Consider the following 14,648-nt stretch of genomic DNA (forward strand, 5'->3'; position numbering starts at 1 on the left):
CCGCCGCAGCGCTAAAGCGGGTCACCGTGCCGGCGCCGGCGCGATCGACCGTGACTCATCCCGTGCCGTGAGCGGCGGCGTACAGGAATTGATGAAGCTGCGCCAGGCGATTGTTGGCGAACTCGGTCCGCGCGCCGCTCAGCAGCGAGGCCCAAAGTGCCAGGGTGCTGTCGTTGGTGACGATCGTCCCGTACGTCGACATCAGCCGGATGACGTCTTCCGCGCTGTGCTCGGCGGTTGATTGAAGGCGGCAGCCCTTACCCGCCATCCGATTTCGAACCTCTTCGAGTTCGAACAGATCCTCCTGGTTGGTGATCACCGTGACGCCCGTATCGAGGCCGTCGAGGCGGTCGAGCAGGTGAGCGAGGGCAGCGCGGCGGTCGTTGAAGAAATCGCCGAGCCGCAGGTGGTAGATCGTGCTCGCGGGCAGCACCGTGTGGCGCTCCACCTCGAGCTCGCGACCGAGCCGCCCGATCTGCTCCGCGATGGCGGCCACGGTGAAGCGCCGATAGCCGGCAATATCCTGGAAATAGCCGTCTAGGTAGGTCGAGCCGAATAGCGATAGCGACTCGCCCGATCGCAGGCGCAGCCGCCTCAGCACCTTGGGTAGGCGCGCCCGCGATATGGCCCGCTGCCAGGGAGAACAACGGTAATCCGGTAGCGGGATCGCCGCCGATCGCTCGAAGCGATGCGCATAGTTGCGGTCGTGGATCTCGCCGTAGCGCGTATCGATCTGCGTCGCCGTGAGCCGCCCGTAGAGGATCTGGAAAAGCTGGTTGCCCAGGCCACCGTGGGTGCGCACGATCACCGTCATCGGTTCAGAACGCCAGGCGGTGTAGCGCGTCGATCGCGTCATCGATCGGGTAATGATGATTGCCGATGAACAGGCCGTGCGAGTCGACGCGTTCGGCGTTGCTCAGCTCCCCGAATACCTCGCTGTCAAAGTAGCGGACAACCTCGTTCTTGGCGAAATTCCCTGCCACGATCGGGCGGCACTCGAAGCCCAGCGTCTTTAAGCGGTCGATCACGGTGGCGCGATCGAGTGAACTGCCGGGGCGAACGACGAGGCTGAAGCCGAACCAGCTACTCTCGCCGATCTCCTGCTGAATGAGAAGGTGCGGATGGTCGCGCAACGCCGCCTGAAACAGCGCGCCGTTGCGCCGCCGCTCCGCGATCAGGTCGGGCAGCCGGCGGATCTGCTCCTGGCCGAGCGCGCCCTCAATTTCCAGCGGACGGACGTTGTAGCCCGGCAGGACGAAGCGAAACGATTCCTGGAACGGGTCACTGCTCTTCTCGCCGGTGACGCGGTTGGGAGAGGGCAAGTTACGCGTCCACCCATGTGCCCGCAGCGATAGCAGGATATGGTAGAGTTCCTCGTCGTCGGTGGTGATCAGGCCGCCTTCCATCGTCGAGATGTGGTGGCTGAAGAAGGTGCTGTAGCTGCCCATGACGCCGAACGTGCCCGTCATCCGGCCATCGAAGCGCGCGCCGAGCGATTCACAATTGTCCTCGATCAGCACAATGCCGCGACCGCTGGCGATCGCACGGATGCGGTCGAAGTCATTCGGATTGCCGAGTAGGTTGACGACCATGATCGCGCGCGTCCGATCACTCACCGCCGCCTCAAGCAAAGCTAGGTCATAGTTGAGCGTAGCGAGGTCGACGTCGACAAATTTGAGGTGCAGGCCGTACTGGTAGAGCGGGTAATAAGTGGTGCTCCACGATACTGCGGGTACGATAACCTCGTCGCCCGGCTCAAGTCGAAGGCCATCGTTTTTGGTGTAACGAAGCGCCGCGACCATCAAGAGGTTGGCGGATGATCCCGAGTTGACCATGACGGCATGCCTGGCGCCCAGCGCGGCGGCGAACTGTTGTTCAAAGGCGGCGACCTCTTTCCCCATCGTAAATTGCCCCGAGGCGATCACGCGCTGCATCGCCTGCGCTTCTTCGTCGCCCCAGGATGTTGTCGCCAGAGGAAATCGGTAATCCATCACGTTCGCTGCCCGCCTTCCGATTCTGTGGCGCCTCTGCTGCCCGCCACGTGCTTTGTCCAGACCTTACCGAAGGCGACCCGGCCCGACCTGGGGACCGCAGCGATCGCGAGCAAGGCCGCCGTTCCGCGACCGCGCTGATGCCTCTGTGGCGCTTAGCCGCGGCGGTCGAGGTAATGGCGATAGGTGTCCGCCAGGCCATCGACGAGGCTCCAGCGCGGTGCCCAGCCGAGCCGCTGCTGGTTCGTCACGTCCACGAGCTTGCGCCGCATCCCGACAGGTTTAGTCAGATCGTGAGTGAAGCTGCCGCGGTAGTTGAGTACCTTGGCAATGGTGGAATAATAATCATCGATACTATGGTCGACCCCGGCGCCGATATTCATCATGTCCGGCACCGCCACGATCTGATCAAGCGCCGTGAAGATCGCGTCCGCCAAGTCGCCGGCATAGAGGAACTCGCGCCGCGCCGCGCCGTCACCCCAGATCGTCACGGTTGGTTCCTGCGCTACGTTGGCCTCGTGGATCTTGTGTATGACCGCAGGAACCATGTGCGCGTGCGCCGGGTCGAACTTGTCGTACCGGCCGTAGATGTTGCACGGTATTAGCGTTTTGTAGAGGAAGCGCGGATCCTCGCGCCGGATGTATGAGCAGAGCCGGGCGACCACTGTCTTAGCCAGCGCATAGCCCTCATTGGTCTCTTCCAACGGACCGCCGAGCACCAGGTTCTCGCGCAGCGGGCTCTCCGCGTCGCGCGGATACATGCAGGAGCTGGCAAGATTGATAAGCCGGGTGATGCCCACGCGGCGCGCCTCGACCACGACATTGCGTCCGATGTCGAGGTTATCGACCAGGAAGTTGACGGGTTCGCGGATGTTTGCGGTGATGCCACCGACCTTGCCCGCGGCGTGGATCACCGCGTCCGGACGCATCACGGCAAGCCACCGTGCCACGGCCCCCGCGTCGCTGAGGTCGAGCTCGTCTCGGCGCGGTGCGACCATTTCATGGCCCCAGGTTGGCGCCGCCTCCAGGAGATTGCGGCCCACCATCCCGCCGCCGCCTGTCAACCAGATACGCATCGTCGCTATTCCCGGAGCGTCAGTTCGTGGCAGCGTGCGTGGCGAGCAGCTGCTCGTTCCGCGCCGCCGCGAGATCAGTTGCGGCCATCTCAGCGACGAGGTCGGCAAAGCTGATGCGGGGCGTCCAGCCGAGCTGCTCGCGCGCCTTGGTCGCATCCCCCAACAGCGTCTCGACCTCGGTAGGACGAAAATAGCGAGGATCGACGCGGACGATGCAGCGGCCGTCCTGATCGTAGCCGCGTTCCTCGACGCCGCTTCCCTCCCAGCGCACGGAGAGGCCGATCTCGTTCGCCGCGGCGACGACAAAGTCGCGGACGCTATGTTGGACGCCGGACGCAATGACGAAATCCTCCGCTTTCTCCTGCTGCAGCATGAGCCATTGCATTTCCACATAGTCCTTGGCGTGGCCCCAGTCGCGACACGCATCCAGATTGCCAAGGTAGAGGCAATCTTCCACGCCCAGCTTGATGCGAGCCAGCGCGCGCGTGATCTTGCGGGTCACGAAGGTTTCGCCGCGCAGCGGGCTTTCATGGTTGAAGAGGATGCCGTTGCACGCGAAAATGCCGTACGCCTCGCGATAGTTGACCGTGATCCAATAGGCGTAGAGCTTCGCCACTGCATAAGGGCTTCGCGGATAGAAGGGGGTGGTCTCCGACTGCGGTACCTGCTGAACTAGGCCGTACAATTCGCTGGTGCTCGCTTGGTAAAATCTCGTCTTGTCAACAAGGCCGAGGATACGGATCGCCTCAAGCAGGCGCAGCGCGCCGAGTGCATCAGAATTAGCGGTATATTCCGGCTCTTCGAATGATACGGCGACGTGGCTCTGCGCGGCGAGATTGTAGATCTCGTCGGGCTGCACCTTCTGTATGATATGGGTCAGGCTCGACGAGTCCGTCATGTCGCCGTGATGGAGCACAAAAGCGCCGTCGGAGCTGTGCGGGTCGCGGAACATATGATCGATTCGCTGCGTGTTGAACAGCGAGCTGCGCCGCTTGATGCCATGGACTTCATAGCCCTTCGCGAGCAGCAGCTCGGCCAGATAGGCACCGTCCTGCCCGGTCACGCCGGTGATCAGAGCTTTTTTCATAAACGCAACGTCCTTGAACCAGGGGTCCCGCGCGGCGGGGGAAGCGGGAACGGCGCCTTGCCGCAATCAGTGTAACGCGAGCCGAGCTCTCGGGCTGAGCCGGCGCGTGTAGAGGATAATACCGACGTAGAGCGCCACCGCCGCGACGTCGCCGGGGATGCCCCATCCGTCGTTCAGCTCGGAGATGATGATCGGCGTCGCAACAAGAGAGAGGTAGATGGGCAGACCGACGTTCCAGCCAAACTCACGATCGATGTAATGGTGCAGATGCTGGTGATCCGCGGTGAAAGGAGAGCGGCCGTGCATCAGCCGCAGCATGAACAGCCGCACCATGTCGATGATCGGGATGAGGAACATCGAAATCACCTGCGACGATGTCAGACCGATACCGCTGCGATGCACCCAGATCGTCACCAGACCGAGCAGCGCGCCGATGCCGTAGGTGCCGGCGTCGCCCAAGAACAGCTTGCCTCGCACGTTGAAGATCATGGTCACCAGCAGTCCGCTCAGCAGCATCGCCACGGCGAGATTGGTGGGGTGGCGGCCCTGGAACAGCAGCGTCGCGCACCAAATGATCGACAGCCCCATCACCAGGCCGTTGCGTCCATCGGCCATGTTGACCGAGTTCTGGAATGCGAGAAGGCACAACATCGACAGCAAGATTGCAAGGCGGCGCTCGATCAGCAGCTGCATATGAAAGGACTCGAAGCTCACCGCGTCGATGACGAAATCGCCGTGCAGCGCCAGCGTCGCCGCAAAGACCGAGCCGCAGATCAGCAGCCGCAGCGGGGCCGGTATATGTCGGCGATCATCGAGGAAACCGACGAGCGTGGATAGCGCGACCGCCACCGACATCCAGATCAGAGAGCTGCGATCGTGCGCGCCCATCCCACCGGCATAGGCCATCGACAACGCGCCGAGTAACGCCGGCGGCATGCACGCTAAGCCGCCGACCAGCGGGGTCGGGAGGTGATGCGCCTTGTGTCCTTGCGAGCCCGGGCGATCCATGACGCCGGCACGGACGGCGACCGACAGCGCGCAGGCTGCGATTGACAAAGTATAAGCCCAGCCGATCGCCAGGAGAATGAGGAAGTGGATCGTGGTCATGGAGCTGGTCGCGAGCCTAATCGCCTAAATTCTTAAGCGGGACGAAGGTACAGCGAAGTGAGCGAGACCTCCTCCACCGTCTGCCCGTCGGATCCGTTGGCGGAAAGAACAAACTCCACCGCTGGGCACGCGGCGGGAACGGCGAAGCTGATCTGGTCGCGCTTCGGCTCGGACTCGGCCCGGGCGGCATGCTCAAAGATCGCGACCCGCTCACCGGCGCTGCTGCGACAGTAACCGCGCCATGTCAGCGTGGGCGCGGAACCGTTGTTCGATCGTCCGATCACTTGCTCGAACATATAGCGCGTTCCCGGGCGAACGAGAAGTGTTCGGCTCGCCGCAGTCCCGCTGGTCAACGGATCGGCCTCGACGTCGAAGCCCCCCTTGTCGTTCGCCACGGCCGTGACGCCGTTGACGCTGTTGAGCGACCAGCCGAACGAAGCGAGCCGGCGATCGGTGGTCGCCGAGGAGACCGCGAACTGAGCGAAGGTCTCGGGTGCGATATCTGGCCAGAGCGCGCGGACGAAGGAGCGCGCGATCAGCGCGGCACCGCTGTCGGTAAGCCGGCTGATCAGCAGCGCGTTGGTGACCGCGAACGAGCTTCTCCGCAGCGCCGGCGCAATCGGGAACAGCAGCGCGGCCACGTCGCGGGGCTCGCCGCTGTTGATGGCGAAGCCGATGAGGTCGACCGCCCAGTTGGTCTGACGCGCGATATAGGGCGCGAGCGCGCGGCGGATGTCCGCGCTGGCCAGCGCGCCAGTGAGAACCGGGTACAGCTCGGTGCGCGTGCGCGGCTGTACCGACATCACCGCATGGTAGTGAGCGAGCGCCGCAGCCACGTCGCCGCGCTGCACCGCCTGCTCGATCATCCAGAACTGGGTGGGCGCGTCGCGGCGTGAAACGCGGTCGGACAGCATCATCGCCCGACCGGCGAGGGCAGGGTCGTGCCGCTGCGCCGCCCATAAGCCGATGATGCGCAGCGACGTCCGGCTGAGCGGACGGACCGCCAGCGATGCGCGCGCGCGTGCCGCCTCGTTGTCGCTGATCAACGCGTCAGGCGTACGCTGCAGCCGTCGATCGACCAGCCGACCGAGAGCGACCGCGTCGTCCGGCCGCTGCCGCAACACTGCGGCGGGATCGCTGGTGCGTGCGTTGGCCACCCACGAGTCGACCGCTGCGTGCCACGCGAGCGGCACCGCCACCAGTGCCGCCGCGGCATAGCGCACGGCCATGCCGCGGCGGGGAAGACGCGGCGCTGTCACGACGTCCTCGCACCGTCCTTCTCGCGGCCATAGCCGTAGCCATAGCCGTAGCCGTAGCCGTAGCCGCTCTGGCCGCCGACCTTCGTCAGCACGACGCCGGAGATGTGCGCGTTCACCATCATCAGCCGATGGACCGAGGCGCGAACTCCTCTCGTCGCCGGCCCCGCTGCCTGGACGACATAGACCACGCCGCTCACCGCTTTACCGATCAGCGGCGCGTCGGTCAGGCCAAGCACCGGCGGGCTGTCGACGATCACATGGTCATATTGCGTCAGCACCGATTCGAGGAACTCACCGAGGCGCTCGCCACTAAGCAGTTCGGCTGCGCTGGGCGGCACCGGACCGGCGGTGAGCGCCGACACGTTGCGGAACTGGGTTTCATGGATCATCGCCGACCAGTCGTCCTCGCCGGCGAGCACGTTGCTCAAACCCGCGTCATTGGCGATGCCCACCATGGCATGCACTGACGGGGAGCGGAGATCCGCATCGACCAGCAGGACGCGCTTGTTGGTGCGACCGAGGATGATCGCCAGCGCCAGGGAGGTGAGGCTCTTGCCCTCGTTCGGACGGGTGCTGATCACCGCGAGCGAGCGCGGGAAACCCTGATTAGTGGTGAAGGCGAGGCTCGATCTGATGCTGAAATAGGCGTCGAACAGCGGCGACTTCGCATCCATCAGGGCCTCGATGCCCTTCTCCTCGGCAAGCGGCGTGATCCCGAGCAACGGCAGGTGTAACTGCGCCTCGACCTGACCGGGCTCACGGATCCCCTCGTCGATCTGCTCGAGTGCGAAAGCGGTCGCGGAGGCGAGGGCGATGCCCAGCAGCAGCGCAATCGCAATGTTGATCACCAGCTTCGGCGACGATGGCTTGGTCGGCTGGATCGCCGGCTCGACGATCAGGATGTTGTTGACGCCGATCGTGCCGGCGACGCCGATCTCCTTGTAGCGCTGCAGCAACGCGTCGTACAACTGGCGGTTGGTATCGGCCTCGCGCTGGTAGATCGCATATTGGATACCCGCTCGATTTTGGGTGTCGAGCTGCTGCTTCAGCGCGTTGACCCGCGCGCGCAGTTCGTTCTCGCGTGTCAGCAACTCGCGATATTCTTGCCGGCGCGAACCGTTGATGCGGCCTACTTCTCGACCAATCGCTTGATCCAGCGCCTGTATTTGGCGCTGCACCTCTTGCACCGCAGGGTAGCCCTCCTCGAACTGAACGAGCAGCTTTTCCTTCTGCGCGGCAAGCACGGCGCGTTGTTGACGCAGCGTGCTCATCGACAGGCTCGACACCGCCTGAGTGGAGTTTTCGCCGCTCTGCTGCGCGCGTGCTTCCGCCTCGATGCGAGCCGCGATGGCTTGGTTGAGCGCCGTATTGAGTTGCTCCAGGTCGGCGCTGGCCATGGTGCGGTTGGAGACCGTCCGTCCGGCTTCGTCGCGGACTTGGTCGAGCGACACGATCCGCTGCTGCGCCCCGTAGAGCACCACCTGCCGCTCCGATTCCTCAAGCTTCTGACGCAATGACGCGAGCCGCGTCTCTAGGAAGCGCCGCGCGTCGGCGGTGGAAGCGAACTGACGATCCATGCTGATCGCTATGAAGGCGGCTGCCCAGCGGTTGGCGATCTTCGTCGACAGCTCGGCCGAACGGCTGGTGTAGCCGATATTCACCAGTCGGGACGCGCGAATCGGCGCGATTTGAATGTTGTCCAGCAGCAGATCCACGGCCAGCTCGCGTCGCCGCGCCCGCTCGTCGCGCGCAGCGCCGTCTGCAGCGCGCTCGTCGGCCGACGCCTCGTCCAGCCCATGCGCCTCGAAGAAGGCCGGATCGTCGGCCAGTCGCAACTCGGAAACGACGCGCTCCGCCAAGGGGCGCGTACGCAGCAGGGCGTATTGCGTCGCGTAGAACTCGACATTGTCTCCCGAGCGCTCGTCCTCAACGCTTTCGATATTGGTGATCTGCTTCTGCTGCCGGCTGATCTCGACGGTTGCCTCGGCCGTGTATTTAGGGGCGGTCAGCAGCGTGAGGATCGCCCCCACTGCGACGCACGCGACGACGATGCCCAGCATGAGCCACCGCCGCCGGAGCGCTATATTCCAATATTGGATGAGGATCGGCGGCAGGTTGATTCCGCGATCGATCGGCTGCGCTGCCACGGCCGGGCTCGGCGGCATTCTGCTATGTTCCATGCTTCTTTCCATCGACCCGAGTGTATCAGTTCAGACCGTAGATGATGAGCGGCGCAATGAGCGGCGATGCGTTCAAGAAATCCTTGAAGATACGGCGCGCCGGCGAGTCTCCCACGATGATGACATCGTTCGCGTAGATCTCGGGGTCGGGGTAGTTCCCACGTTCCACTGCGCGCAGATCGTAGAGCGCAGCATATTTCTGGCCGCCCGTGACGCGGAATACGACGACCTCCTTCTTACGCGCGAACTCGGTCGTTCCTTCCGCGGTGGCGATCGCGCGCATCAGCGTCATGCGACCGATCACCGGGAACAAGCCGGGCTTCTTCACCTCGCCGCCGATCGTCACGACCTGGCTGACCGTCTCCTTCAGGTTGACTGTCACCTGCGGGTTGCGAATGAAGTTGGTGCGGAGCCGCCCCTCGATCGCATCCTCGATCTCGCCGGGGGTCCTACCCGACACCTCGACGGTTCCGACCAGCGGAAAGGAGATGCGGCCGCTGGCATCGACCTGGATCTCCCGGTCACGCAGCTCGTTGATCCCGTACACGTCAATCGACAATTTGTCGAACGGACCGACTCGGTAGGGCCTGTCGAGCGCCGCCAGGTCCGCCGTTTGCGGCGGCGGAAGCGTCTGCGATTGGACGACATGGAGATCCTGCACGCCGCCGAACTGGGTCGGGCCGGCGCAGCCGGACACCATCAGCAGCGCAGGCGCGAGCGCGACAAGCGCCGAGCGCCCCGCGAGGTACCTATCAAACGACGTCATTCTCGAACCTTATGGAGGAAGTCGCCCAGATGGCGGCGAGCGCGAGGAGCGCCGCAACGATCGGAGTCCTGGCCGGATAATCTGTGATGCTGCTGAGCGTGACCAGTCCAATGACAGTCAACCCGAGCCGCTGAAACAGGGCGGCGCGTCCAGTCGCCGACCTGCTCTTCCAGGCGGCCACGACGAACGCAACAACGGCCGCGAGCAGGAGGGCAAGTCCCGGTACACCCGCAGTCAACGCGATCTCTAGCCACTCGTTATGAGCATGATTGGAATAGGTTGGCCGTAGTGAGGCGAGCGGCTCAAAGGTCTGATAAGCATCGGCATAGGTGCCGATGCCGGTACCCCAGGGCATGAAACGTCCGATCTCGCGGATGACGGTGCTCCACACGCCGTATCGCGGATCATTGGCGGTCTGCGCGATGCGGTTGATCGCCTGATCGCGCCCCGCAAAAATGGCGATGAGAAGGATCGCGGCGAGGAAGGCGACGACGAAGGCGATCATGCCGTAGCGTTGCAGGAACGTGGCGCGCGACGAGCGTCGCTGCCGCCGTGGAATCGTCCCAAGCATAATCACCGGGGTCATCAACCCGCTCACGAGCGCGACCAGCAAGCCGGTACGCGATCCGGTCACGACGATCAGGATGAGGGTGACGCCCGCCAGCGATGCGGCGGCGAATAGGGGCCATGACTCGCGCGGACGCCGGCGCAGCCGAAATGCGGCGACCACTCCCAGCATCGGCAGCAGCAGCGCCAACGCGGTGGCCTGATGGTTCCTGTTGGCGAACAGGCCGCCGATTTCCGACTGCGCGGTATTGGCGCGAACGCCGACACCGGAGGCTTGAAGTAGCCCGACCAACCCGCTCGTGCCGATCAGAGCCATGACGAGCACGAGCAGGCGCGTGTGCGCCCTGCCATCCAGCGGCGCAGCGAGCGCCAGCACGGCGAGCGGGACGGCGAGCGCATAGAGTGCGTTCCGCGTCGCTTCCGGCACCATCGAGAGCGGTCGCCAGGGTGAGCCACCCGGCGCAAGCGTCGTAATCGCGCTGATCAGCTCGCGGCCGGGCAGCCCGCTCCACCACGACGCTGGCAAAGGGATAAGGTGCGCGAGCGTGAGAATGAGCGTCGCACCGGCCAGCGCGAAGACGACAAGGAACCGACGGAGGTCGTCGACGCTTAAAGTAACGATCGCGTAAGCGGCGGTGACGATGGCGAGAGGACGCAGCAGCACCATGCCCAGAACGTTAGGTTTGGAGCTGCCTCCCAGGAGGAAGATGAGGCAGAGGAAGACGGCAAGGGTGCCGAATCGCGCTCCCAATCCTGACACCAAACCACGCGCGCGTTGCACATCCGACCCTTCGCTATCCGCTGTGACGCCTCGATACGCGGCATCATCGATCTTGGACAAAGCTGGATCGTGAGCCGCTCCTCAGCTGTCCCTACAGGCTCGACATGTCGTCTGTCGTTCGCCGCGGAAAGCTGAGCTTTCCAGCTTCAAAGCGTCACCAGCGGCCCAAGACTACAGTTTCCAACCACAGCATTTTACGACAAGAAGAAACCGGCACTCACCTCAAGCACCGGCGATGCAGAATACTCCCCGTGGCTGCGGCCATCTCGCGCGTTCATGCTGTGGACCGCCTAATTCCGTCACCGCGCATAGATGAGCGGCAAATGCATGGTCAAGCGCGAATCGGCCCGATCGTAGGTGCGGTACTCACCTTGAACACTGGGCCGGTCCGCCGCCAGGGGCGTACCTTGTCGCCGTGTCGATCAGGCGCGTGACGGTCGCGCATCGACGCTGCGGGCAAAGCTTTGGTCAGAAAGCGTGGCGGCCGGCATCGCTTGATCGCCGCCATCCATCGGGCGCGGCAAGGCAACTCGCGTCAGCACGCCAGCGACAACGTCGTGTCCCGCGACGCTAAGATGGACCGTGTCAAGGAGAGTGTCGCGTCGCGGCAGAAGGAAGGCGCCGCGGCCGCGCGCCAACTGATGCCATACATCGACGAAGACGAAGGTGCCCGCGGCGGCGTGATGCCGCATGATGTCCCTGACCAGCGCACGCTGCTGGTTGAGGCGCGGGCTGATGGTCGGGAAAGTGGACATCACCACGATTTCCTCCGCGCCGGCCTCGCGGAGCTGGGTGATGATCGCGGTGAAGAGGTGGTCGAGCCTGGCGCGTCCGCGTCGCTGCTTGGTCGGGCTGACGAGCAGGCGATCGAGCGCCCACATCAGCGTGCCGCGCACGAAGGTCTTCAGCAGCGCGGCCGTGCCCACGTGCCGCGACGCGATCGTCTCGGTTGAGGAGAGGCTGGCGCGCTGCCCTCCTTTCCGCCGCACATAACGCGCGGTGAGCGGGTTCAGCAGCGCCAGCTCCTTCCATACGTCGTGGTGGCCGAGCTGGAGCACCACCAGCGTGCCGGGCGCCAGCGGGGCTGCCGATTGAACGACCTCAAGCGCTCGCTTCATCGACGCGTGGCCGATGACCTCGACCTGCGCCGCGCCGCGCCGCGTGACGAAGCCCGACCAAAACGGCGGGGACGCACCGATCCCGAAGCTGGTCACGTGGCAGCCGCCGATGACGATGGCCCTTGCGACGCACGGTTCCTCGGAACTCACGCCGCTGCCTCCCGCACGCGGCGACTCACGCGGTCGTATCGCGTCGTCGCATGCTGCGCCGCCGAGCTCGCGAACCACAGACATTCACTGGCCAAGCCCTTTACTCTCGAAAGTGGTCGACGAATACCCGTTTTGGCACGGAAAACGCGAGAGAAGATTAGGTTGATGTGCCTCATCCCGCAGCGCCCTCATGTCGTTCAACCGGTAATGGGGAAGTCACCGTCGACCAACGCGAAGTCGAGCCGGTCGATGCAGAGTCGTGCGCGAGCGCGGGTGCCGCGATCGAGCGTGAACACAATCTCCGGCGGCCGGCGGCGACCCTGCGCCCAGGTGACGTCCTCATCGGTCTTGAAGAGGATGTCGGTCCAGCGGCCCGCGATCAGCGTCAAGCGCGGCGCCGCGGCGAAGTCTGCCGCGCCCCCGTTGAGCTCGACGACGAGATCGAGACCGGTCGGTGCCATCACCCGTGCGAACACGACGTAGCTCTGCGTTGCCGACACGACGGCCGGCAGGTCCGCGCTCGGCCGGTAGCGAATCTGCTTCGGCCCACGCGGACCGCCGTCCTCGATAACAGTGGCAGTGGCGCCGCTCGTCCGATCGCTTGCGGCGAGCGAGCGGGTCACCGTCACGCCCGGGGCGCTCGTCTCGAAGCGGTTAGCGCTGAAATCCGGGTCGGTATTGCGGCTCGCTGGCATCCAGCTGTTTGTGCCGCAATCGATCCGCGCCATCGCGCGCGAGGAGAGATAGTGGCGTCGCGGGCCGCTGAGCGTAAGCGAGCGCAGCTCGATCTCCACGCCGGGGCCGGCGAGCAGCGGACCGCCGCCGAAGGTGACGTCCTCTACGATGAGCCGCACGGGCACGTCGTCGGCCGCGGTGACGAGCAGGCCGGCGTCGCCGAAGGGGATGCTCGTCATAGTCAGCGATCCGCCGCGGATTCTCAGCTCGGTTCCGGAACGCCGCTTGCCGGGCGCCGCGGCGACGTGGATGAAGCTACCAGGGAAGGGTATCGAGAAGTCCAGCCTGGAGTCGATGAAGTCGACCCGCCGCGTGTCCTCCACGAGCATCACGTGACCGGGCGAGATCAGCCCCTCGAACCAGCAAGACGAGAAGATCGTGTCGGGCGAGCGGCGGAGCCGCAGCACGGGCGTTTTCCACCCCTCGATAACGGTGGAGACGAAGCTTGTCTTGGCGCAATCCTCGAGATCGAGGGGATAGGCGCCGGCGCGCGCGAACAGGTCCTCGCCGCGGGACGAATCATGAAATTCGTCGGGGCGCACGTCAGAGCGGCTTAGCGACAGGTTGTTGACGTCCTTCAGCGATAAGCCGCTGTTCGCCAGCGAAACGCGCTCAATCGCGCCGTAATAACAGCTGGTCAGTTGGATTGCTCCCGGCCCCAAGCCGATCGCGACGATGTCTCGGATCAGGTAGGGGTGAGTTGCCCGCAGGTCGAGCGCGGTGTAGCGGGCCGGCGCTGCCGCACCAGGCTTGAAGGTCAGCAGTTCGAAGATGGTCTGGGCGCGAACGTCGCCGAACTCGCCGCCCACCGCGCCAACGCTGAAGGCGGCCCGATCCGTATCGGTGAGCAGCAGGACGGTGGGCGCCCCTGCGCCGCTGACGTGCAGCGCTCTCTGATACTGCGTCCCGCCGATCACGCCGACGCGGAAGGATCCGGGCGACAACGTGACCGCCGACGTATCCCGCAACAGTCGCGCGAACGCCTCTGTGTGGTCCTCCCCCGATGCGGGCACGGTCGCCGACGCGGCGGCCGCGGCATGGGGCGTTGCCTCGCCAGACGGCGCCGAGGCGGTCGCCGGTGTGGTCCGCCAGGCAGCGGCCCAACCCAGGAAGGCCATCAGTCCGGTTCGCCGAGTCAGGCCCCGTCGCATCATGCCCGCCTCTTCGCCACCTGGCCGACGCGGCGCAACATGGAAAAGTTGGCGAGTGCCGTTGCGGCGACCCGATCTAGCGGATAGTCGGCGGCCGGATGGCCGCCGACGCTCCCGTTTTTCTCATTCACCCGGCCCGGCACGGAGACGCCCGCGGGTGGTTCACCGAGACCTACAATCGCGAGACCTTCGCCCGCCTCGGCATTACGTCGAACTTCGTGCAGGACAACCACTCGCTCTCGGCCTTCGCCTTCACCCTCCGCGGCCTGCACTTCCAGACACCACCGCGCGGGCAGGACAAGGTGGTGCGCTGCGTTCGGGGCCGTATCTTCGATGTCGCCGTTGACCTGCGACGCGGCTCCCCGACGTACGGTCGATGGGTCGGCGCCGAGCTGTCGGCGGACAACGGTGTGCAGTTGTTCATTCCGATCGGCTTCGCGCATGGCTTCGTCACGCTAGAGCCGGGCTGCGAGGTCATCTATAAATGTTCCGACACCTATGCGCCAGCTCATGATGGCGGGGTCGCCTGGAACGACCCGACGATCGCGATCGATTGGCCCATCCCGGCGGGAAATGAGCCGACACTGTCGGCCAAGGACACGAACCAGCCGAGATTGGCCGCGTTCGACAGCCCATTCGCTTATGATGGTAGACCGCTGGCTCCGCTCGCCTGAGGATTA

Annotated in this window: 12 protein-coding genes; 1 reads left to right on the forward strand and 11 read right to left on the reverse strand. The window is 64.8% G+C overall.

Going from position 1 to position 14,648, the window contains the following annotated elements; genetic code table 11:
• Nucleotides 1–55 precede the first annotated feature (55 nt).
• From ACMGDM_RS07945 to ACMGDM_RS07995, 11 genes are all read right to left on the reverse strand, one after another.
• Complete coding sequence (locus ACMGDM_RS07945) at nt 56–856, reverse strand: O-fucosyltransferase family protein (RefSeq protein ID WP_436803655.1); 801 nt, start codon at nt 854–856, stop codon at nt 56–58.
• Complete coding sequence (locus tag ACMGDM_RS07950; protein WP_436803649.1) at nt 819–1,991, reverse strand: DegT/DnrJ/EryC1/StrS family aminotransferase; 1,173 nt, start codon at nt 1,989–1,991, stop codon at nt 819–821. The genes ACMGDM_RS07945 and ACMGDM_RS07950 overlap by 38 nt, the downstream gene beginning before the upstream one ends.
• Nucleotides 1,992–2,146: 155 nt before the next feature.
• A complete protein-coding gene (locus ACMGDM_RS07955; protein WP_436803543.1) occupies nt 2,147–3,067 on the reverse strand; it encodes an NAD-dependent epimerase/dehydratase family protein in 921 nt (306 codons plus the stop codon).
• A 19-nt stretch (nt 3,068–3,086) separates the two neighbouring features.
• Nucleotides 3,087–4,154 carry a GDP-mannose 4,6-dehydratase gene (gmd, locus tag ACMGDM_RS07960; RefSeq protein WP_436803650.1) on the reverse strand — a complete coding sequence of 356 codons (1,068 nt, stop codon included), beginning with the start codon at nt 4,152–4,154 and terminating at the stop codon, nt 3,087–3,089.
• A 66-nt stretch (nt 4,155–4,220) separates the two neighbouring features.
• Complete coding sequence (locus ACMGDM_RS07965) at nt 4,221–5,261, reverse strand: MraY family glycosyltransferase (protein ID WP_436803544.1); 1,041 nt, start codon at nt 5,259–5,261, stop codon at nt 4,221–4,223.
• Nucleotides 5,262–5,293: 32 nt separating this feature from the next.
• Nucleotides 5,294–6,490 (reverse strand): hypothetical protein, encoded by a 1,197-nt coding sequence (locus ACMGDM_RS07970; protein WP_436803545.1) that lies wholly within the window; start codon nt 6,488–6,490, stop codon nt 5,294–5,296.
• Nucleotides 6,491–6,516: 26 nt separating this feature from the next.
• The gene (locus ACMGDM_RS07975) at nt 6,517–8,700 is read right to left on the reverse strand and encodes a GumC family protein (protein WP_436803546.1); all 2,184 of its coding nucleotides are present in this window, start codon (nt 8,698–8,700) and stop codon (nt 6,517–6,519) included.
• Between the two features lie 25 nt (nt 8,701–8,725).
• Nucleotides 8,726–9,466, reverse strand: a complete 741-nt coding sequence (locus ACMGDM_RS07980; protein ID WP_436803547.1) for a polysaccharide biosynthesis/export family protein — start codon at nt 9,464–9,466, stop codon at nt 8,726–8,728.
• Nucleotides 9,453–10,874, reverse strand: coding sequence for an O-antigen ligase family protein (locus ACMGDM_RS07985; RefSeq protein WP_436803548.1), 1,422 nt, complete (start codon nt 10,872–10,874; stop codon nt 9,453–9,455). Before ACMGDM_RS07985 ends, ACMGDM_RS07980 begins: the two co-directional genes overlap by 14 nt.
• A 362-nt stretch (nt 10,875–11,236) precedes the next feature.
• Nucleotides 11,237–12,082, reverse strand: a complete 846-nt coding sequence (locus ACMGDM_RS07990) for a GDSL-type esterase/lipase family protein (protein ID WP_436803549.1) — start codon at nt 12,080–12,082, stop codon at nt 11,237–11,239.
• A 197-nt stretch (nt 12,083–12,279) separates the two neighbouring features.
• Nucleotides 12,280–13,971 (reverse strand): hypothetical protein, encoded by a 1,692-nt coding sequence (locus ACMGDM_RS07995; RefSeq protein ID WP_436803550.1) that lies wholly within the window; start codon nt 13,969–13,971, stop codon nt 12,280–12,282.
• A 95-nt stretch (nt 13,972–14,066) separates the two neighbouring features.
• Here ACMGDM_RS07995 and rfbC point away from each other — a divergent pair, with 95 nt between their 5' ends.
• Nucleotides 14,067–14,642 (forward strand): dTDP-4-dehydrorhamnose 3,5-epimerase, encoded by a 576-nt coding sequence (gene rfbC, locus ACMGDM_RS08000; RefSeq protein WP_436803551.1) that lies wholly within the window; start codon nt 14,067–14,069, stop codon nt 14,640–14,642.
• The last annotated feature ends 6 nt before the right edge of the window (nt 14,643–14,648 follow it).

The organism is Sphingomonas larreae, from assembly GCF_051400595.1.
Lineage (GTDB): Bacteria > Pseudomonadota > Alphaproteobacteria > Sphingomonadales > Sphingomonadaceae > Sphingomonas.